At 60.4% G+C, this 21,447-nt stretch carries 17 protein-coding genes; 8 read left to right on the top strand and 9 right to left on the bottom strand.

Annotation, left to right across the window (positions count from 1 at the left end; translation table 11 throughout):
- Positions 1–14: 14 nt before the first annotated feature.
- Complete coding sequence (mdoH, locus tag HYP802_RS0111995; RefSeq protein ID WP_013947547.1) at positions 15–1,988, bottom strand: glucans biosynthesis glucosyltransferase MdoH; 1,974 nt, start codon at positions 1,986–1,988, stop codon at positions 15–17.
- Positions 1,973–3,547 (bottom strand): glucan biosynthesis protein, encoded by a 1,575-nt coding sequence (locus HYP802_RS0111990; RefSeq protein ID WP_013947546.1) that lies wholly within the window; start codon positions 3,545–3,547, stop codon positions 1,973–1,975. The genes mdoH and HYP802_RS0111990 overlap by 16 nt, the downstream gene beginning before the upstream one ends.
- A gap of 1,098 nt (positions 3,548–4,645) precedes the next feature.
- On the opposite strand from HYP802_RS0111990, the gene HYP802_RS0111980 reads away from it, so the two are divergent.
- From HYP802_RS0111980 to HYP802_RS0111955, 5 genes are all read left to right on the top strand, one after another.
- Complete coding sequence (locus tag HYP802_RS0111980; protein ID WP_013947544.1) at positions 4,646–5,935, top strand: porin; 1,290 nt, start codon at positions 4,646–4,648, stop codon at positions 5,933–5,935.
- A 396-nt stretch (positions 5,936–6,331) separates the two neighbouring features.
- Positions 6,332–7,618, top strand: a complete 1,287-nt coding sequence (locus tag HYP802_RS0111970) for a hypothetical protein (RefSeq protein ID WP_013947542.1) — start codon at positions 6,332–6,334, stop codon at positions 7,616–7,618.
- Between the two features lie 119 nt (positions 7,619–7,737).
- Positions 7,738–8,913 carry a VWA domain-containing protein gene (locus tag HYP802_RS0111965; protein ID WP_013947541.1) on the top strand — a complete coding sequence of 392 codons (1,176 nt, stop codon included), beginning with the start codon at positions 7,738–7,740 and terminating at the stop codon, positions 8,911–8,913.
- A 154-nt stretch (positions 8,914–9,067) separates the two neighbouring features.
- The gene (locus HYP802_RS0111960) at positions 9,068–9,592 is read left to right on the top strand and encodes a hypothetical protein (RefSeq protein WP_013947540.1); all 525 of its coding nucleotides are present in this window, start codon (positions 9,068–9,070) and stop codon (positions 9,590–9,592) included.
- A 30-nt stretch (positions 9,593–9,622) separates the two neighbouring features.
- Positions 9,623–9,988 carry an ABC transporter permease gene (locus HYP802_RS0111955; RefSeq protein WP_013947539.1) on the top strand — a complete coding sequence of 122 codons (366 nt, stop codon included), beginning with the start codon at positions 9,623–9,625 and terminating at the stop codon, positions 9,986–9,988.
- Positions 9,989–10,007: 19 nt separating this feature from the next.
- Here the strand turns inward: HYP802_RS0111955 and HYP802_RS0111950 are convergent, their stop codons facing one another.
- The 3 genes from HYP802_RS0111950 to HYP802_RS0111940 form a co-directional block, all read right to left on the bottom strand.
- On the bottom strand, positions 10,008–11,072 hold the full coding sequence (locus HYP802_RS0111950; RefSeq protein ID WP_013947538.1) for an NAD(P)/FAD-dependent oxidoreductase: 1,065 nt from the start codon (positions 11,070–11,072) through the stop codon (positions 10,008–10,010).
- A 26-nt stretch (positions 11,073–11,098) separates the two neighbouring features.
- Positions 11,099–11,419 (bottom strand): 2Fe-2S iron-sulfur cluster-binding protein, encoded by a 321-nt coding sequence (locus tag HYP802_RS0111945; protein WP_013947537.1) that lies wholly within the window; start codon positions 11,417–11,419, stop codon positions 11,099–11,101.
- A gap of 157 nt (positions 11,420–11,576) precedes the next feature.
- Positions 11,577–11,972 carry an Hpt domain-containing protein gene (locus tag HYP802_RS0111940; RefSeq protein WP_013947536.1) on the bottom strand — a complete coding sequence of 132 codons (396 nt, stop codon included), beginning with the start codon at positions 11,970–11,972 and terminating at the stop codon, positions 11,577–11,579.
- Between the two features lie 378 nt (positions 11,973–12,350).
- On the opposite strand from HYP802_RS0111940, the gene HYP802_RS0111935 reads away from it, so the two are divergent.
- Positions 12,351–15,170 carry a hypothetical protein gene (locus HYP802_RS0111935; RefSeq protein ID WP_013947535.1) on the top strand — a complete coding sequence of 940 codons (2,820 nt, stop codon included), beginning with the start codon at positions 12,351–12,353 and terminating at the stop codon, positions 15,168–15,170.
- A 15-nt stretch (positions 15,171–15,185) separates the two neighbouring features.
- Positions 15,186–16,178, top strand: coding sequence for an N-acetyl-D-Glu racemase DgcA (gene dgcA, locus HYP802_RS0111930; protein WP_013947534.1), 993 nt, complete (start codon positions 15,186–15,188; stop codon positions 16,176–16,178).
- 6 nt (positions 16,179–16,184) lie between these two features.
- Here the strand turns inward: dgcA and HYP802_RS0111925 are convergent, their stop codons facing one another.
- Positions 16,185–17,390: an MFS transporter gene (locus HYP802_RS0111925; protein WP_013947533.1), complete on the bottom strand. Its 1,206-nt coding sequence runs from the start codon at positions 17,388–17,390 to the stop codon at positions 16,185–16,187.
- Positions 17,391–17,542: 152 nt separating this feature from the next.
- Here HYP802_RS0111925 and HYP802_RS0111920 point away from each other — a divergent pair, with 152 nt between their 5' ends.
- Positions 17,543–18,091: a hypothetical protein gene (locus tag HYP802_RS0111920; protein WP_013947532.1), complete on the top strand. Its 549-nt coding sequence runs from the start codon at positions 17,543–17,545 to the stop codon at positions 18,089–18,091.
- A 66-nt stretch (positions 18,092–18,157) separates the two neighbouring features.
- Here the strand turns inward: HYP802_RS0111920 and HYP802_RS0111915 are convergent, their stop codons facing one another.
- The 3 genes from HYP802_RS0111915 to HYP802_RS0111905 form a co-directional block, all read right to left on the bottom strand.
- Entirely contained in the window at positions 18,158–19,348 is a 1,191-nt protein-coding gene (locus tag HYP802_RS0111915; RefSeq protein ID WP_244421007.1) for an outer membrane protein transport protein, read from the bottom strand.
- A gap of 455 nt (positions 19,349–19,803) precedes the next feature.
- The gene (gene thiD, locus HYP802_RS0111910; RefSeq protein ID WP_013947530.1) at positions 19,804–20,622 is read right to left on the bottom strand and encodes a bifunctional hydroxymethylpyrimidine kinase/phosphomethylpyrimidine kinase; all 819 of its coding nucleotides are present in this window, start codon (positions 20,620–20,622) and stop codon (positions 19,804–19,806) included.
- Positions 20,623–20,636: 14 nt separating this feature from the next.
- Entirely contained in the window at positions 20,637–21,434 is a 798-nt protein-coding gene (locus tag HYP802_RS0111905) for a cytochrome c biogenesis protein CcdA (RefSeq protein WP_013947529.1), read from the bottom strand.
- Between the last annotated feature and the right edge of the window lie 13 nt (positions 21,435–21,447).

Below are 21,447 nucleotides of genomic sequence, written 5' to 3'. Positions count from 1 at the left end.
GAGAGGACGGCTCGCTAGGCCGCTGCAGCGTCCGGCAGCGGACTGAGTGCGCCGGGCGTCGTCATCTTCCGTTCCCAATCGCGCGACCTGTGCCCGGCATCGACCAAAACCGGCGGCGGCCTGCGGTCTTCATTCGTCGCCAGCGCCCACCGCTCGATGGGACCGGCACGGCGTGACGTCAGCCAGCTTACCGGTCCTGCCAGAATGAGCCCGCCGATCACCGGCGACATCCAGGCGAGAAGCGCCGGGGAAACCGTGTATGTGATGGCCCCGACGATGCCGCCGATGGCCGTCTGCCAGCGCGCAAACCACATCGCATCGTCAAACGTGATCGCACCATCGTTGCGCTTCTGCGGCTTCCATCCGGAATCCCGTCCGGCGAGGATTTCGGCGGCGCCGACTGTCTGCGTCACCATGAAGATCGGCGCGATGAGCATCGAATAGACCGTCTCGATCAGCACCCCGATTGTCACCCGAATGGCGCCAAAGAAATTCCGCTCCTTGCGCATCTGCTTCCAGGCGAGCAGCAGGCCGAGGGCCTTAGGCAATAGAACAACGACCATCGTACCCATGAACAGACGCAACGCAGCGCCGGGATCGATCGTCGGCCAGATTGGAAACAACGTCTTGTCGTCGCGGAAGTAGCTCGGAATCATCTGCTGGCCTTGCAGCGCCAGCACGACACCGACGATGAGCGACATCGCCCAGACGCCCGAAATCAGATAGGAAGCCGCCCCCATGCCGAGATGCAGGCGGCCCATCGGCGTCAGCCCCGGCTGCGAAACGATGGCCAGATGCTGGAGGTTGCCCTGCGCCCAGCGCCGGTCGCGCGCCACCACATCGATGATGTTCGGCGGCATGCCTTCGTAAGACCCTTCGAGCGATGGCATCATGTGCACGCCATAGCCCGCGCGCTGCAGCAAAACCGCCTCGACGAAATCATGGCTCATGATGTGACCACCGAACGGCTTGCGCCCGGGAAGGTCAGGCAGCCCAGCCGCCGAGGCAAACGCCGCCGTGCGAATGATCGCGTTATGGCCCCAGTAGTTGCCCTGGTCGCGATGCCAGAACGCAATGCCCGCGGCTACCGCCGGACCGTAGGTGTTGCACGCGAATTGCTGCAGGCGCTGCAGAAGCGTCTCACCACCAACCAGACGCGGGACGGTCTGAATGAGGCCTGCCTTGGGATCGCCTTCCATCGCAGCGGCCAGCGAAACGAGCGTGCCGCCCGACATCACGCTGTCGCCATCGAGAATAATGAAAGACTCATAAGAGGCCCCGAAACGCTCGACCCAGTCGGAGATGTTTCCAGCCTTGCGCGCCGTGTTCTTCATCCGGCGGCGATAGTAAACCGACGCGATATCGTCGAGTTCGAGCGCAAGCGCCCGATAGACGGCCGCCTCTTTCGCGCCATCCTCGTCGCCACGCGTATCGGAAAGCACAAACACGTCGAAATTGTCATTGCGGCCGAGGTCTGCGAGTTCACGCACCATCGCTTCGATCGCACCCGCGATCCGCGCGGGGTCTTCGTGATAAACCGGAAACAGTAACGCCGTGCGCCCGGTCAGTGGCGACGACGGTGGCGGCGGCTCGATGGTATCGGGCTGCTCGCCGATGAACAGCGGCAGAAATCCCAACGCCGCGCTCAGGCTGCCGATGGCGATCCATCCGAACGCGATCGTCGACAGAATGAGAAAGAGAAACTGGACCGGCGTGATGACGACGAACGACAGGATGCTGAACAGCTCGTGCCCAAAGGCGGCGGTCAGCACTGCAGCGCCAGCAAAGATCGCCGTACGCGGCACCCAATATCCGCGCCGCCGAACTTCAGTGCTCGCGTGCGCCGGCGTGGAAAAATCCTGCGTCGGCATATCGAGCGGCGCCGTCGGCGGCAAATGCCGCCACGGTCCCGCGTCGGGCGATGTTTTGGAATACGATGTGACTTCCGGCATCTCGCCTATGAAGTTCTCGTTTACGGCTTTGTCCATCGATAGAGCCAGGTCTCCGAGACGGGTTGATCGCCTGCCTTCAGAACGCAACGAAGTTCGATGAGTTCATTGTCGCCCGTGGCCAGATTAAACGAGACACGAACGCCGGAGATTTCAGGATTTCGCTGGACATTGATGTTGGAAATTTGACCAGCGCTCGCAGACAAATCCACGGCTGGCAGATCCTTCGCGTCCTTGACCGACGGTCCTGCCAGATCGATGACGAAAACAATGATGCCTGGCTTTTTGCCATTTCCCACACGCGTCTTGACGACGCGGGCGCCGGCCCAGGCTTCCGGGACATCCCTGCCCCAGTAGATCTTGTAGTTAAAGAGATGCGGACCGCCAGCTGCCAATTGCTTTGATGGTTTCCAATAGGCGGCGATATTATCGTGAATCTCATCTTCGATGGGGATCTCGACAAGCTCGACGAACCCTTCCCCCCACGGACCTTCCGGCTCGACCCAGACCGAAGGCCGACGCTCGAAATGACTTTCGAGGTCTTCGTAGTTGTGGAAGTCGCGGTCGCGCTGCCAAAGCCCGAAGCCCTTCGGGTCCTTGTCCATGAAGGCGCTGAGTTGCAGGGTCTTCGGATTGTTTAACGGCCGCCACAGCCGCTCGCCGCCACCATTGATCATGGCGAGCCCTTCACTGTCGTGAACAGCGGGGCGAATGTCTTCGACCCGCCGCTGGCTCGACTGTCCATGGAAGAACATGCTCGTGAGCGGACCAATCCCGACATGGCTCAGGGCAACACGCGGATACAAAGTTGCCTCAACATCCATAACCGTCGTCTCTCCCGGCGAGATCGCAAACCGGTAGGCGCCGGTCGTCGACTGACTGTCGAGTAACGCATGGATGACCAGTTCGGTTGCGATCGGCTTCGGCCGTTCAATCCAAAAGCTACGGAAAAATGGGAACTCTTCGCCGCCAGGCTGCGCGGTATTGAGCGCCAGGCCGCGAGCCGATGCACCGTAGACCTGCCCACGGCCCACGGCTCGGAAGTAGCTCGCGCCTTGGAAGACCGTGTACTCATCGAAAGCGTCGGACCGGTTGATCGGCCCGTGGATACGAAACCCGGAAAATCCGAACGGCGCCGCATCGGGGCCCGGACCAATCAGCGGCCCAAACGAAAACAGCTTGTTGTCCGCAACCAGTCGAACCGCCTTACCGGCGTCGACGATCCACAGATCGACCGGAACGTCATAGAGCCAGCCCATGGCAAACGGCTGGATCTGGAAATCGAGATGATCCCCTTTCCAGATCGCCTTCTCCGGCCGGAAGCGGATATCGCGGTACTGGCTGTAGCTCAGCTTATTGAACGGCGGCGGCAGATCCATCGTCGGCTTGACGAACGGCTGGTCCGAAAGCCGCTTGGCCTCGGTTTTTACCGTCGTCGTTCCGAAGGTCGTCCCCTGCTGGCTCTGTTGTGGCGCCGGCGACGCCCCATCCGCATAGGCATCCGTTACAGCCAACGCCATCTTGGCGAGGCCCATGGCAAAAGTTCCTGCGACCGCCTTCTCAAGCAGTACCCGGCGATCGACGATTTTTCCTGTCATTTCCGATATCAGCCAAACCTCGAGGCGCGCACGTTCCAGCCGCAACGCTATCGCGAGACAGCACTGACGAACAGTCCACGACTGCTATCCACCGATTGTGGCAGATTTTCCACTCGCGAGACGTTGGCGTGTGACTTTCTCGTCAACGAATTATGAAGTTAGCAACCCGCCATTCGTTGCATTCTACCGGGCAAAACCACCAATAAAATCCCCTCGAAGGATTTTCCTCGTCAACCGTCTGCGGCCATAGGTTGCTCATACCCAGCCTTTGGCTACGGCAGTCCCAGACGTCAGACGCGGATGCCTACATCGGGAAAGCCCTCTGGTCGACGTCCCTGCTGGTCCGCAAGCAGGTCGATTTCCTCAGACAGTTTTTTTGTCACTGTCCACATCGCGTTGTTCGCGCTTCCGCCGATTTACGACCCTGCGGTGGTGGGCTTAAAGGTCCCCGCAGCCGGATCAGCCGAAGCTGGACTCGCTTTTTTGGGGTGGATAAACGGCAAAGCGCTCATCGACGTCAGCCTGCTTGCTCGACGCCATGCAGGACTGATTTCGCCACGCGTTCAGACGCACCGATCCCTTCCAGGGCCAGCGCAATGAACGCTTCGTGCTCGCGAGTTAGGCAACCCAGCCGGAAATGGTTGTCGTGACACACCTGTCGGCGCTTTTGGTAATAATCTCGGCCTTTGCATCTCGACGATGTCCTCAAAATCGGTCAAAGAATGGACATGCGGACGCCGTTTATCCACATGGCGACCACATGAATCACCAGTGATTTTTCCTTCCCCGCCGGCATGACGAGGAAGTCACTTCGTCCGAATTTAGGTCGGCCCGTGACCGCCGTGTGGCAGCATCAACGCTCGTGACTTTTCCGTCACAAATCCCCGCAATTCCACAGCGGAACGCCCGTCCACTATTCCCCGACCGAATCAGATCTGCTTAAAACATAACCCTGAGCGGTGATTCGGGGGGAAACCCGTTGGCCGCAAAGACGGGTTTGAGGACGGGTAAAATAACACCACGGAAAGAAGAGTGTTGGGCCGGGCGCTGGCGCTCCTGCCTGTCATTCCTCAAGTCGAAGCAGACGGGAGTAGTTCTATGAACAAGTACAGTCTGAGTGCCCTGGCGGCGGCAGGCCTGATTGCGGGCAGCCTGTCAACCGGCAGTGCATCGGCAGCTGATCTCGGGGGGAACTGCTGCGCAGACCTCGAGGAGCGCATCGCAGAATTGGAAGCGACGACGGCACGCAAGGGCAACCGCAAGGTCTCGCTCACCGTGTCGGGCTGGGTTGGACAGCAGGTTATGTGGTGGGACGACGGCTCTGAGTCGAACGCCTACGTCACAGACCTCGGCTCAACGCTCGGCAGTCACGTGAAGTTCACCGGCCAGGCGACGATCATGCCGGGCTGGACAGCGGGTTACGTTCTGCACATCGAAGCCATCGGCTCCGACAGCTTGACGACCAGCCAAAGCCAGCCTGACGGCAAGAACGCTCTGACCGGCACGTCTAACGGCGTCTCGACGCTGCAGTCGTTCTGGTTCATCAAGAGCGACCAGCTGGGTAAGGTCTCGGTCGGTAAGCAGTCCGACGCGGCTGACAACGCAGCAATCCTCGTTGACGGTTCGGGCTCGCTCGTCCCCGCCAACTGGGTGGCGTTCGACGTCAACAGCTTCGGCATCCGCACCAACAGCGGCGCTCTGTTCGGCCACTGGGGCGGCGACTACTGCCAGAGCGCAGGCGGCGCCTGGGGTGACTGCTTCGGCGTTCCGCGCAACGTCGTTCGTTACGACTCGCCGAGCTTCGGCGGCTTCTCGGTGTCCGCATCGTGGGGTGAAGACGACATCTGGGCCATCACCACGCGTTACGCCGGTGAATGGGCAGATTTCAAAGTTGCGGGCGTTGCGTCTTACGCTGAAAGCACCGACGAGGCCCTCAACGGCTTCTCGGGTGGTTTCGTGAATAACGCGACCCAGCGCTACTTCCAGGCTGGCGCATATGTCGAGCACATCCCGACGGGCCTGTTCGCATACGGTGCTTATGGCCACGACGACTATGACTTCGCTGGCTCGGGTCAGTCGGAGACGTGGTACGGCAAGGGCGGTATCCGCCAGCGCTGGACGCCGCTTGGCCACACGATCCTGTACGGCGAATACGAGAACATCAAAGGCTCGGGCGTCTTCTCCCAGTCGGAGAACCTGCTCGGTGGCCTCGATGCAACCCACGATCGCACGCAAGTCATCGGTGGTGGCGTTGTCCAGGAAATCGACTCGGCTGCCATGTCGATCTGGGTGAAGTACCGTCACCTCGATTACAGCGACAACAACGATCTCGGCATTGGCTACAAAGACTTCCAGTACGTTGGCATGGGCGCTTTGATCAACTTCTGATCCCCGGCCAAAGCCACAAAATCGAAATTGAAGGCCGCCCTCGCCGGGCGGCCTTTTTATTTGTGTGCATATGAATTCCCTGATGCGTGGAAAACCCACAGTGCGTCTTCCATGGCCCGCACAAAAATAATGCCTTCAAAAACAGCTATTTAGGCTAGTTTTCGAGCATCTGCCCAACAATCCGGCTAGTTGCCCCTGCGCCACATTGTCGGATTCGTCGCGGTCGTTTCGCAAACCGCAATTGTTGCCAACCCACGAATCACGGACTTTCCCGGCAAGCGGCGAAGTCACTTGGTAGGTGTTCCGCCGTGGATCGCTTTTGATGCGGCCGACAATACGGCGAACGCCAAGTACCGCGTCTACTACTAGAAGTGATTGAAGACGGGAGAAGGTAGAATGAGGAAGATGAGGGTAGGCGCTTTGGTCGCTGCAGGCGTCCTCGCTGGCGGTTTCGCCGCGACGAACGCTTCTGCGGCAGACTTGGGCGGCAACTGCTGCGCAGATCTAGAAGAGCGCATTGCAGAACTGGAAGCGACCACGGCGCGCAAGGGCAACCGCAAGGTCTCGCTCACGGTGTCGGGTTGGGTTGGCCAGCAGGTCATGTGGTGGGACGACGGCGCTGAGTCGAATGCCTACGTCACGGACTTGGGCTCCACGCTCGGCAGCCACGTGAAGTTCACCGGCCAGGCAACAATCCTGCCGGGCTGGACAGCGGGTTACGTTCTGCACATCGAAGCCATCGGCTCCGACAGCTTGACGACCAGCCAAAGCCAGCCTGATGGCGTTAACGCTCTGACCGGCACGCACAACGGCGTCTCGACGCTGCAGTCGTTCTGGTTCATCAAGAGCGACCAGCTGGGTAAGGTCTCGGTCGGTAAGCAGTCCGACGCAGCTGACAACTCAGCGATCTTGGTTGACGGTTCGGGCTCGCTCGTTCCTGCCAACTGGGTGGCGTTCGACGTCAACAGCTTCGGCATTCGCACCAACACTGGTGGCCTTTTTGGACACTGGGGCGGCGACTACTGCCAGAGCGCAGGCGGCGCCTGGGGTGACTGCTTCGGCGTTCCGCGCAACGTCGTTCGTTACGACTCGCCGACCTTTGGCGGCTTCTCGGTGTCCGCATCGTGGGGTGAAGACGACATCTGGGCCATCACCACGCGTTACGCCGGTGAATGGCATGACTTCAAGGTTGCTGCCGTTGCGTCTTACGCTGAAAGCACCGACGAGGCCCTCAACGGCTTCTCTGGTGGTTTCGTGAACAACGCGACCCAGCAGTACTTCCAGGCTGGCGCATATGTCGAACACATCCCGACGGGCCTGTTCGCATACGGTGCTTATGGCCACGACACCTACGACTTCAGCGGCTCTGGCCAGTCTGAGACCTACTACCTGAAGGGCGGTATCCGTCAACGTTGGGTTCCGCTCGGCCACACGGTGCTCTACGGCGAGTACGAGCACATCAAGGGCTCGGGTGTCTTCTCGCAGTCTGAGAACTTGGGCCTCCTCGGCGCGACCGAAGATACCACGAAGGTCTGGGGTCTCGGCGTGGTTCAGGAAATCGACGCGGCTGCCATGTCGATCTGGGTTAAGTATCGTCACCTCGACTATGACGATAACAACACCCAGGGTCTTGCCTACGACAACTTCGACTACGTCGGTATGGGCGCTCTGATCAACTTCTGATCTGAAGCCAGACGATCGAAATACGAGAAGCCGCCCCTTTGGGCGGCTTCTTTGCGTCAGAACGTGCTTGCGGCGCTCCGCTCATTGTCTCGACGCCCCAAAACACCTAGTTTCGCCCCATGTTCCAGGCCTTCTTCACCGAGCTGCGCACAGCCAAACTGCCGGTCACGCTCAAGGAATATCTGACCCTTCTCGATGCCGTACGCTCGGGCATCGCAGGCGGCCACGTCGAAGATTTCTATTATCTGGCGCGCGCCACGCTCATTAAGGACGAGCGCAATCTCGACCGCTTCGATCAGATCTTCGCCCATGTCTTCAAGGGCCTCGAAAGCCTGCCCGACGCCGCCGAAGCCGAGATTCCGGAAGAATGGCTACGCCGCGTGAGCACGCTTCACCTCTCAGAAGAAGACAAGAAGCGCATCGAAGCGCTCGGCGGCTGGGACAAGATCATGGAGGAGCTGAAGAAGCGCCTCGCCGAGCAGAAAGAACGCCACCAGGGCGGCAACAAATGGATCGGCACCGGCGGCACGTCGCCCTTTGGCGCGTATGGCTACAATCCGGCTGGCGTCCGTATCGGCCAGAAGGAAAGCCGCCATCGCCGCGCGATCAAAGTCTGGGACAAGCGCGAGTTCAAGGACTTGGCCGGTACGGCGGAAATCGGCACACGCACGATCAAGGTTGCCCTACGCCGCTTGCGCCAGTTCGCCAGAACGGGCGCTGCGTCCGAACTGGACCTCGACGGCACCATCCGCGGCACCGCCGAAAAGGGCTACCTCGATATTCGCATGCGGGCCGAGCGGCATAACACCGTCAAGCTCCTCATGTTCTTCGACATCGGCGGCTCGATGGACGATCACATCAAGGAAGTCGAAGAACTGTTCTCAGCGGCCCGCTCGGAGTTCAAGCATCTCGAATACTATTACTTCCACAACTGCCTCTATGAAGGCGTCTGGAGGGATAACGCCCGTCGCTACACCAACAAGATCGACACTTGGCAGGTCCTGCACACTTATCCGGCCGACTACAAAGTGATCTTTATCGGCGATGCCTCGATGAACCCCTACGAGATCACCGTTGCCGGCGGCTCTGTCGAGCACATGAACGAAGAACCGGGTGCGGTCTGGTTGAAACGCGTTGCTGACATCTACAAGCACACGATCTGGCTCAATCCTGTGGATCCAAGCCACTGGGATTGGACACCCTCGATCGGCATCGTGAGCAAGCTGCTTGGCGGACGCATGTATCCGTTGACGCTCGACGGCCTTGACGCCGGTATGCGCGCCCTGATGCGCTGACGCCCCGTTTCGGCCCAACTCGTGGCCGATGACCCTTAAAGTTGTATTGCGACTCGTTTGTCTCAAACCGTGGGAAATGGCGCCTGGGCCATTGACCGGCTGCGGCGACTAGGCCATCTCAAATGCGATATCGGGGGTGGGGGGAACATTCCCAATGAGAAACGCCAAACTGATCCTGATTGTGGCCGCGACCGTAGCTCTCGGCGGCTGCGGCGCCTCGCTGCCGAAACTGCCGACCACCGGTTCGCTTCTGGGCGGCTCGAGCACGGCAAAAGAAAACCGCGACCCGAACGATCCCGTCGCCCGCGCCATGGGCGTCGCCGCGACCTCGGCCCGTGCCCTGAAATGCGGTTACAATTTCGACCCGGGCAAACTGAAGAGCCAATACCTCGCCTACGAAACGGCATCCGCACCCACGCTGGGCGAGAAATTATCCAACGTCTACGACACCGCATTCAACGGCGTGACGAAGGCGATCTCCGCGAAGGAGCAGGAAGAAGACTACTGCACGCCTGATCGCACGGCCCGGATTAAGGAAGCACTCAATCGCAATCTTGCCGGCGATTACACGCCTCCTCCCTCCGAAGCGCCAGAAGACAGCGGCGGCTTGTTCAGCGGCTTCGGAAACAGCGGCACCGGCGATGAAACCAGCGAGAAGATGAAGGAAGTCTTCCAGTAATACCGCAGTCACGCTTCTCGGAGCGCATGCGTGCAACAGATTCTATGGGCTGAAATCGCGATCAAGGGGACAACCGGCGTCGTACTGATCGTGGTCCCTCTCATCGCATTGGCTCTGGCCGGCATAGAGAAACCGAACTCCGGACTCTGGCCGCGGCTCACCGGCGCGCTGATACTCGCAGTCGCGGTCAGCATCTGGATCGGCCTCACGTATCCTGAAGCTCGCGGCTCCATCGGACCTGCCGCGCTAGTGCCGATCAATCTGATATCTGCAGCAATTCTGATTGCGGCGCTGGTCATGGGCGCCGCTGCCCCGACGCGCCGCGGCAAATTGATCGTCGCTGCCGGTGCCGTCGTCCTGCTTGCCCTTGGATTTCTGGAAATCGCCCACGCCTGAGCGTGGGCGGCAGCGAACGTTATTTCACGCCGAGCTTCTTCTGCAGGCTCGAAGACGACGTCGTATACTGGAACATCACCTTCTTGTCCGGATAGACGATCCGTTGTGCGGCCTGCGCCATCAGCGCCCCCTCGTGGAAGCCCGACAGAATGAGCTTCAGCTTGCCCGGATAGGTGTTGATATCACCGATGGCGAAGATGCCATGCTCGCTCGTCTCGAAACGCTCGGTATCTACGGGGATGAGATTCTCGTGAAGATTGAGGCCCCAATCCGCGACAGGGCCGAGCTTCATCGTCAGACCGAAGAACGGCAGCATGGCCGTGCAGGGAATTTTTTCGCTGCCTGAGGCTGTTTTTACTTCGAGCGCCGACAGCTGCCCGTCTGCCCCCTCGAGCGCAGTCACCTGCCCGATCATCAACCGGACGGACGCCTCTTCCACCATCTTGCGCATTTTTTCGACGGAATGAGGGGCTGCCCGGAATTCGTCGCGGCGATGGATCAGTGTTAGGCTCTTTGCGACTGGAGCAAGGTTGAGCGTCCAGTCGAGCGCGCTGTCGCCGCCACCGACGATGACGATATCCTTGCCGCGCATCGATTCAATCTTGCGCACCGAATAGAAGACCGACTTGCCTTCGAAGTCTTCGATGCCGTTGAGCGGCGGGCGCTTCGGCGTGAACGATCCGCCGCCGGCTGCAATCACGACGACCTTGGCAATGAATTCCGTGCCGGCATCCGTAATGAGGTGAAAGCGGCCGTCGGCGTGCTTCTTCAAGCCGTCGATACGCTCGCTGAAATGGAAGACTGGGTTGAACGGCTTGATTTGCTCCATCAGCCGTTCGGTCAATTCCTGTCCCGTCACGATAGGCAGCGCCGGGACATCATAGATCGGCTTTTCCGGATAGAGCTCGGCGCACTGACCGCCAGGCCGATCAAGAATATCGACAACATGCGCCTTGATATCGAGAAGGCCTAATTCGAACACGGCAAAGAGCCCACACGGACCTGCGCCGATGATAACGGCATCGGTCTCGATTGGAGCGCTCACTTCGGAAGAAGCGGATGCAATAGAAATCGTTTCGGCCATCACGATCGTCCGTTGAATGTCTTTGATCAGAACTGCTTTGCGGGCACGCGGACGACCAGACCGTCGATCGCATCGGAGATCTTGATCTGGCAAGACAAGCGGCTGCCCTCGCGCACGTCGAACGCGAAATCCAGCATGTCCTCTTCCATGTCGCTCGCTTTGCCGACCTTGTCGCGCCAAGCGTCGTCAACGTAGACATGACAGGTCGCACAGGCGCACGCGCCTCCGCATTCTGCCTCGATCCCAGCAATATCGTTGAGCTTCGCTGCTTCCATGACGGTCAGACCGTTTTCCGCTTCCACCGTCTGACTCTCGCCGTCAGGCTGGATGAACGTAATTTTCGTCATGGTTGCGCGTGTGTCCTTGAGGCTTGAATGGGCCGTTGAGAACGACCTCAGACGGATGGGGATCGTTGGTTAGCGGGCACACTTAATTGGACGCCGCTAGTATTTCAAGCCGAACGCGGGGGATGCGGCGGGAGGGCCACAGAAGATCGGCTCACCGCTAGGCTTTACACGCCGTTTCCTTGACGAAGGTACTGGCTTCGGCGGCGGCGGCCTCAAGTTTTGCGATCGCCTTGGACCAAGCACCGGTCTTCATGTTCGCCGGAAGCGTCTCCGCTTCCTGCGCCAGCGCAGCGATCCGCCACGCTCCAACAGCCCTGCTCGATCCCTTGAGGGCATGCGCCGCGATTTTCCAGTCCCGCTCAGTCTCTGCCGACCTCAGAGAGGCAATGGTTTCAGGCAGCTGCGCGAGGAAAAGCCCGAGAATTTCGGCCTCAAGAGCCTTGTCTCCAAGGGTATATCGCCTCAGATGAGCGAGATCGACCGGCACGTCGATCGGCCTGTCGCTTCTATCCGGGGTGTGCAGATCATACGATCGAGCCCGCGGAGCATCCATACGTCACACCTAAACCGATGGCGGTCAGAACGGCGCATTCCCGCCATCCCGGCCGCAACTTTTGGGGATAGAATAGTCGCAGAACCGCAATAACTCTGGGTAAATCGGACCGGAGTGTTTCGGCCAACGTCATAAACGGCTACTTAACCTACGACGTGAGGCCGCAGCCGCATCGGAGGAGCGCCTGCCGCCGCAATCCGGCCGTATTATCGGTCCCAATTCGCTAACCCCCTAAGATGCATAGACATTTCTTATGGTTACGCATGTCTTTCCATTTTGCGGGCAATTAAAACTCTTATAGGGTGCGAATGGGAGTTCCGGTGGCCTGAAGCGCACGGGCTTGTGCCGCGTACCGGATCGAGTGGGGGACATTGCGCAATGTCGCAAGATCAGATTGCGAAACTCATGGCTATTGCGGGCAGAACACCGCCCGTCGAACCGTCCCTGGACGGCATCCCTAGCGATGCGCAAACCGCGACAGACGCCAAGGAGCCTGCCTCAAGACCGGCGCCCTCCCTTCCCCCGCCGCTGCTTTCAATCGATGCCGCCCAGGCGCCAGCCGCGACAGCCGCAGCATTAGCTCTTCCCGCGCCGGCGCCGATGCCGCCGCCCGACAAAGAACAGCCAGCAGACGAACCCACGACCGAGCCGCCAGCCCGCCGCGTCGCGCGCCGCCGTCCGGCAGGACCCGTCCGTGGTAAAATCGCCGCCAACGACGACATCCCGAGCATCGGCGGCCTGATCTATGCGCTCGAACAGAAGCCGTCGAACAAGGTCTTTCGTTACGCCGCCATCGGCAGCGCCGTCTGGGCCGTCGTCGGACTGATCGTTGGCGCCTTGACGCTTGCACCCGGATGGCAGGCAGGCGAGCCCCTGTCGTCGCTCCTGCTGCATCCGACAACGTTCTACACCGCGACCGCCATCATCGCGCCGATCGCCATCATCTGGCTGTTAGCCCTTCTGTCGTGGCACATCGCATCGCTGGCACTTAAATCCGCGACGATGAGCGAAGTCGCCATTCGCCTCGCCGAGCCCGACCGCACGGCCGAACAATCGATTGCGAGCCTGGGCCAGGCAGTCCGCCGTCAGGTCTCGTTTATGAACGACGCCGTGTCCCGCGCCCTTGGTCGCGCCGGCGAGCTTGAAGCACTCGTGCACAATCACGTCGCCGAACTCGAACGCTCTTACGAGCACAACGAGCGCCGCATCCGCGAGCTGATCAACGAGCTCGGTGGCGAACGCCACGCGCTTCTCGACACTTCGACCAACGTCACCGAAACGCTGAAAACGCTCGGCACCGAAATTCCGACGCTGATCGAGAAGCTCTCGACACAACAGCTAACTCTCCGCGGCATCATCGCCAACGCCGGCGAAAACCTCGCCAACCTTGAAGGCTCGCTCGCCACCGCGACGGGCCGTTTTGAGAATGCCGTCGGTTCGCGCACGCTACAGCTTCAGTCGGTTCTCGAAGACTACACCACCGCCTTCTCGAGCGCGCTTGGCGCCCGCACCGAACAGATGCGCGCAACGTTCGACGGTTACATGCAGACCCTCGACACGACGCTCGGCAACCGCACTGAAAACCTCCAGACCGTTTTCGAAGAATATGCGCGCGCGCTCGACACCACGCTGTCGAACCGCGCCCAAGCCCTCGACATCCAGCTTGTCGAACGCACGCGTTCGCTCGATGAAGCCTTCCAGAAGCGGCTTGAGCTGTTCGACGATCAGATCATGCGCTCGACGACTGCCATCGACCACGCGGTCAGCGAAAAGGCGTCTCTGCTGACGAACGCCCTGCAGCTCCATTCGCAGACCTTCCGTGAAACGATTGCGCAGCAGGCGACAGAACTCGACGATTCCGTCGTAAACGGCATCAACGCCGTCCGCCGGACGAGCGAAAACATCACGCGTCAGACGATGAAGGCCATCGACGGGCTTTCGAAACAGTCGGGCATCCTGCAGGACGTCGCCGACAATCTGTTCCAGCAGATCCACGGCGTCACCAACCGCTTCGAGAACCAGGGCGAGCAGATCCTCAAAGCCGCCAACGTCCTCGACACTGCCAACCTTCGCATCGAGTCGACGCTGCAGACGCGGCACGCCGAGCTTTCGCACACCATTGATCGCCTCTCCGGCAAAGCCGACGAATTCGGCCGCACCATCGCCGGTTATTCGTCGAACCTCGAAGGCTCGCTCGAAAATATCGAACTCAAGGCCCGTGCCATTGCCGAGGAGCTGCGCGACACCGCCGAGAGCCGCTCGCGCGCCTTGATGGCCGAACTCGATCGCGTCAAGCATGAGACCGAGGCCCAGAGCGATCGCGCGCTATCCGATCTCCGTCATCGCTTCCAGAACGTATCGGGCGAACTGTCTCGCGAATTCGAAACGCTATCGACCCGCCTCTCATCGGCATCCGAAGAAACCCGCCTCCGGGCAGCCGAGGCCGCCGCCACCCTGGCGAGCGAGCAGGCCCGCATCCGCGAAGAAGCCTCTCGCCTCCCGACTTCGACGCGCGAGACGGCAGAATCGATGCGCCGCGCCCTGCAGGATCAGTTGCGCGCCATCGAACAGCTGACGCAAATTTCCCAGCGCGCCAACGCACCTCGCGAAATCATGCGCCCTGAACCAGCTCCCGCGCCCGCGCGTCTCGCGCCGACACCGTCTCTGACCTCCGCGCTCATCCAACAGGAAAATGCGCCGAGCCGCAGCCGCACCAGCGTCCAACAGGATCAACGCGAGGGCTGGTCGCTCGGCGATCTCCTTGCCCGCGCCTCGCACGAAGAAGACCACGCGCCGGTCCGCAACGTTCCGCCAGCGCCCGAACCTGCACCTCCACCGCATTCGGCTCCCCCTCACTCGGCCGCTCCGGTGCGCCTCGACGTCGGTATGATCTCCCGCGCGCTCGATCCGCAGACGGCCGGCGCCATCTGGAACCGCATTCGCGCGGGTCAGAGGAACGTCCTGGTCCGCAGCATTTACGCTCCGGAAGCGCGTATGCTGTTCGACGAAATCGCAGCCCGCGCCCAGACCGACGCGGACCTGTCGCAGTCGATCTTCCGGTACCTCACCGACTTCGAACGGATCATCAAGGAAGCCGACACGCGTGACCCGTCGGGCCGCACGGCCCAAAGCCACCTCGTGTCCGATACCGGCCGCGTCTATCTCTTCCTCGCGCACGCGGTTGGCCGGATTCGCTAACCGGCAAAGGCCGCCATGTCGCCTGTCTGCATGTCGCCTGTCCGCATCGAAGCACGACACGAGGCATGGCCACTCAGGGAAGCCTTCGTCATTTCACGCGGTGCGAAAACCGCGGCCGATGTCGTCGTCGTTGAAATAACGGACGGCACGCACCGAGGCCGCGGTGAAGCCGTGCCCTATGGCCGCTATGGCGAAACAGTCGATGGCGTCCTCGATGCCATCCGAACAGCCGCCGACCGCTTTTCAACACACGCCGACTTGCTTCACGAGCTGAAACCCGGCGCGGCCCTCAATGCCCTCGACTGCGCCTTCTGGGACCTCGAAAGCAAGCAGACCGGCGTTCCGGTTTCAAAGCGCGCTGCTCTTCCCGAACCCGCGCCGAAAGTCACCGCCTTCACCTTGAGTCTCGCCGCTCCTGAGGAGATGGCTGCAAAAGCCGCTGGCGTTGCCCCTCTCACGCTCTTGAAGCTGAAGCTCGGCGGTGCCGGCGACGACGCACGCATGCGCGCCGTCCGGCAGGTCCGCCCAGACGCGCATCTCGTCGTCGATGCCAACGAAGCTTGGACCGCAGAAACCCTGACATCCCTGCTCGCAGTCGCTGCTGAATGTGGCATCGAATTGATCGAACAGCCGCTTCCCGCCAGTCAGGACGGCATCCTCCGCGACACTCCCCACCTCGTCCCTATTTGTGCCGACGAAAGCGTTCATACCGCCGACGATATCCCGCATCTCATCGGTCTCTACGACGCCGTGAACGTCAAGCTCGATAAGGCGGGCGGCTTGACAGGTGCAATCAGCCTCGTCGCAGAAGCACGCCGCAACGGTCTCAAGATCATGATCGGCTCGATGGTCGGAACATCACTCGCCGTTGCGCCCGCGATGCTGCTGGCACCGTATGCCGACTGGATCGACCTCGACGGCCCGCTTCTGTTGGCGCGGGATCGCGAGCACGGCCTGCGCATCGACAACGGCATCGTTCAGCCGCCAAGCCCTGAGCTGTGGGGCTAACCCGCCTTACACTGGATCCGCCGCCGCCATCGTCGAGCCGCTGCGGTTGCGGAGCAGCCAAAGCGCTGCGCCAAGCGCCACCATCGAGATCGCGACCATCCCGAGATATGACAGCGACCCGGCGCGCACGTAGATCCATCCAGCGACCAGCGTCGCCGCACCGAGCGCGACACCCGCAGCCATTGTCGCGTAGAGTGATTGCGCCGTGCCCTGCTTATCGCGCGCCACGTTTTCGTGGATGAAGTGGATCGCGCCGATGTGGCAAGCGCCATAGGTCGCGCCATGCAGCAATTGCAGCGGAATAAGCATCGCAAGTGGCGGCTCGAACGCCATCCCCGACCAACGCACAATCGACGCCAACGCGGCAAGCGCGATCATGCGTAATGATCCAATCCGCGCGACCGCCCGTCCGGAAACGGAAAACAGCATGACCTCGGCAAAGACGCCGACGGCCCACAGCGTTCCGCACCAAGCAGCCGAAAGGCCCTGCTTTTCCCAAAGCAGAATTCCGAATGTGAAAAACGCCGCGTGGGCAGCCATAACGAGACCAGCCGCCACGAGAAACAAACAAAATTGCTTCTGGCTTAGGAGATCGTGCAACACGGACGACCGCCACAACGGCAGCGCTGGCTTGATCGCATCTTCAAATCGCTCGTCGGGAGACAGGAAATGTCCGGCAGCAACAGTCAGAACGCACCCGAACGCAATCAGCCAAATACCGGCTCCACCGCCGAAAGCGTAGATCACCAACCCGCCGATAAAATTTGCCGCCACGAACGATAGCGATCCCCACAGCCGCATTTGCCCATAGTCCAGGCCACGGTGGCGAACACCCGTCACCGCGATCGTCTCGATCAGCGGCATGATCGTCGAGTTGCAGAGCATCAGGGCAATCGCGAACAACAGCACCGGCCAGAACGACGATGATGCGGCCAGTGCCAACACCAGCGCGATCGTCAGCCACGCAAGCACCACCAGATACCGGCGATGCGCTCCACTCCGATCTGCTGCCATCGCAACCACGGGTGACACGAACACACGCAGGAACAGTGGCGCCGCGATTACCGTGCTGATCTCGCCGGCAGACAGTCCGCGCCAGTTCAGCCAGACTGGAAGAAACGGCGTGTGCATGCCGTAAAAGACGAACAACGCACCGTAAAATAGCGCGACGCGCATCGCGAAATTGCGCTTTGCGTCATCCCCGCTGACCATGCCCGTCCTCGCATCTCTATGCTCATGCCACACTATAACGCGGAAGGCGTAGCGCTGCCCGATAAGTCCTGTTTAGTTCAGCCGGAGGTTGTGTCTTCGCCACTTGCGAATCGCATACCCGTTGAGGCGATTTTTTGCGGAGCACAACTGGCATGCAGGCTCTCACTTCGCCCGTTACCGACGATATTGAAACCGAATACCGCGCCATTGAGGCGACACTGCTCGAAACCGCTCGCGGACGCTGGTTCCTGGCCGAGCACGGCCGCCGCGCGCGCCGCCTGGACAGCGCCCTGCTTGAAGACGCCATTCGCCGTCTACAAGGCTCCCTCCGCGAGCCGCCGGCGCTGCTCGGCCAGCTCAAGGCCGAAATCGAAGTCGTCCGATCCCAGATGGCCGAGACCCGAGCCGCCCTCCTGGCACGCCCGACGATGGATGAAAGCGTGCTGCCGACACATGCCATGCTCAAGGCTGCCGAAGACATTCACGATATCGCCTGGTCGCTCCAGGCCAATCCGTTTGATCCGCAAGGCTGCGAGCAAATCGCCCGCAATGCCGGTAAGCTCTATGCCATGAGCCAATCGCAGGCCGCCCAATCGAACCGCGTCGTCGCCGCCGCGAGCGCACTTGAAACATCGGCTAACAAACTCGAAGGCGTTCTCGAAAGCATCCTGCACGAGTTGCAGGTTGATGAGGCCGATTAGCTGCCGGGCATAGTGACACAAAAAAAGCCGGGCTCCATGCCCGGCTTTTTTGTGGCTTGGCTGATCTTACCACCTCGTCCGCATGCCGAACGAGACAAGATCGACCGCAGCTTGCGATTCGCCTTTGAATTCCAAGGTTGGGAGTGGGGCGAGGGTGCCTGTTCCTTCCGGCGTACTAATGTCTACACCGCCGTCCTGAATGAAGATGTGCGAATAGCCGATATCGAACGTTGTTGCTTCGGTCCATTTATAGCTCGCGCCGACACTCAGCCAAACGCGATTATTGTCTGGAATTTGGACGATCCGCCCCGTCGCAGAATCGATGGGCGACATTTCGTAGGCGACACCGGTTCGCAACGTCAAATAGGGCGTATAGTCGTATTCTCCACCAACTGAAAAAAACCAGCCGTCAGCCCAGTTCGTCGGCAGATTGAGCCCACCCCCGATCGATGGCAACGATAGCGGGAGGTTCTTGAATCGGCTCCAGTTCGTCCACTCTACGGTACCGAGCAGCCGCGTCGTCGGCGTTATGACCTGCCGCCCGCTGAGAGTGACGATATCTGGAAGGTTGACCGTAGCGGTCCCCGGCAGGCCGCCAAGGGCACTGAAGGATCCATCAATGTTATGGGTCAGCTGGGATCGATAGCCGAGACCAATGGTTGTCCCGGTAAATGGCTCAAGGGTGACACCCGCGGTACCTCCGAATGCCCAATCCGCCCCGCCGAACCTATCGAGTTTTTGCGTCAGTAGATCGCGGAATTGAAGCTTCGCCTGCGCCCATTCTATTTGAAGTCCAGCACCGATCGTGATTCCAGGCGCGATGCGATAGGCGATCGTTGGGTTGGCATTGATCGTCAAAAGCTTGGTCGTCACGCCGAGATAGGAACCCGGATAGTTCACGTTATCGGGCTTCGTCGCAAGGCCGAACGGCGAATTCAGCGCGAGACCAACCCAGAGGTCTTTGTTGATCTGGAGGGCGGCATAACTTGCACCGCTCACCGCATCGATGCCTATGTTGCCGCTGCTCCCGGAGCCAACCAACGGATTGCTAACGTCCACATTCGCGTAGGGAAGAATCAATGTGTAGGACGATTCAGTGTTCAAACCCGGAAACTGGGCCGTCGCCGCCGGGTTCCAAAACATCGAGCCGAGGCTGCCGCCTGCCGCCGACCCTGCCGAAGCCGAACCCAGAAACACGGTCGATTGCTCGTGAATATCGAAACCGCCGGCGGAAGCCGTGCCTATGTGCGCCAGCACGGCTGCCGAGCTAATTCCCAAAAGGCGGCACGCATTTTTTATTATGTTGATTTTGCTCAAAGACAGCATTCGTGACCCCCAGGACGACTCAGCGCCTTCCCCACAAATGCCACAATAGCTGCATCGCCTCCGCGCCACATCAGGGTTTCAAACATGAAACTCAGTGTTCGGATTTGATGCCTAAGCGCTGTGCTTCCTGGGCAACAAAAAACCGGCCCGCCGAAGCGGACCGGTTCTTGCCAAGCCGAGTCTCAATCCCTCGAAACGTCGCTTGGCGCTCCCCCCGGAGTCCTTAAGCGGCGGACGTGCCACCGAAATCGCGCGCAAGCTGCCAAAGTCCTACTGATGGTGCAAGACTTGACTCTTTACGCAGCAGGCGAGTCGGTGCTGGACGATGCGCCCTCGCAACAGATCGCATATTGGAAACCCAAAAACGTTGAACCCCGAAAATCAGCCTACAGTTTTCTGAGTGCGAAATTGTGGTCGATCGGACCGTTGCGACCTTTTCCAACATGCAAGTGCGAACCCGACGATAACGCGCCCCAAACGAAGTCCTTGGCATCGGCGACAGCCGCATCGAGAGGCTTGCCGAGAGCCAAACCGGCCGCAATCGCCGCCGATAATGTACAGCCCGTGCCGTGTGTATTGCTTGTGACGATACGTGGCCTACGAAACGACGCATGCGTTTTGCCGTCGAACAACATATCGATCACATCCTCCCCGCGCCCATGGCCGCCTTTGAGCAGAACAGCCCCGCAGCCGAACTGCATAAGCGCCTCGGCTTGTCCGCGCATGTCAGCCTCGGTCGTCGCTTCCGGACGATCGAGCAAACGGCTGGCCTCGGGAAGGTTGGGCGTGATGAGGCTCGCGCGCGGAATTAGTGCGTGGCGCACGGCATCAATGGCATCCGGCTTCAGCAGCACATCGCCGCTGGTCGCCACCATGACTGGATCAACGACGACAGGCGCGGCGCCCGTCTCTCCTAGAAGCGACGCCACAATCTCGACGGTCGCAACATCTCCGAGCATGCCGGTCTTCATCGCGCCAACCGAAAGATCCGATACGACAGACCGGTATTGGGCTGCGATGAAATCCGGAGGGATCGCAAACACACCAGATACGCCGGTCGTGTTCTGCGCCGTCAACGCCGTTATGACGCTGGCGCCGTAAACGCCGAGCGCAGCAAACGTCTTGAGATCGGCCTGAATGCCGGCGCCGCCCGACGGGTCCGAGCCAGCAATCGTCAGCGCAATCGGAGGCGTTTCAGCGCTCATGGCATCGACAGCGTTCAGTGCGCCCCTTGTTTCAAAATCTCGGCCCCGAGATCGGCCGGCGTAACGTAGGATTCAATCCTGCCGAGTGCCGGAAAGTTTTCGATCATCCACTGACTGAACCAGTTCTGCGCGCCGAACACGAACAGCAAGCCGGTCACGACGAGCAGCAACCCCATCACCCTCTCGAGCGTCACGAAATGCCGTTTGAACTTCTGCATGAAGCCGAGAAACGGCCTGACAGCGACGGCCGCCAAAATGAACGGAACCCCGAGCCCCAGCGAATAGATCAAAAGCAGTTTGACGCCGGTCGCGAGGCTGTTCTCGCTCGCTGCGAGCGTCAGCACGGTTGCGAGCACGGGCCCGATGCACGGCGTCCAGCCGAACGCAAACGCAAGCCCCATGATGTAAGCACCGAAGAAGCTTGCCTCCATCTCGGCCGCCGAATAGCGCGCTTCCTTATAGAACGCGTGAATTTTCAAGATGCCAAGGAAGTGCAAGCCGAACAGGATGATGACGACGCCGGCCGCAGTTCCGAGCGCCGCTCGATAGGACAGCAAAACCTGACCGATAGTGCTTGCACCCGCACCGAGGCTGACGAACACGGTCGTAAAGCCAAGCACGAAGAAAACAGCGGACGCGACGACGCGCAACCAGACGCGCCGGTCGATCTTGTCTTCCCCTGTCAGCTGATCGAGGGTCGTGCCGCCGATGTAACCCAGATAAGGGGGCACCAGAGGCAACACACATGGCGAGAGAAAACTTACCAGTCCCGCGAGCGCGACACCGAGGTAGATATGGACATCTGCCAGCATGCTGCCTTCTTTC

The organism is Hyphomicrobium sp. 802 (assembly GCF_000526135.1).
Lineage (GTDB): Bacteria > Pseudomonadota > Alphaproteobacteria > Rhizobiales > Hyphomicrobiaceae > Hyphomicrobium_B.
Note: the sequence above shows the minus strand (reverse complement) of the source record. Positions and strands in the feature narration are given on the sequence as shown.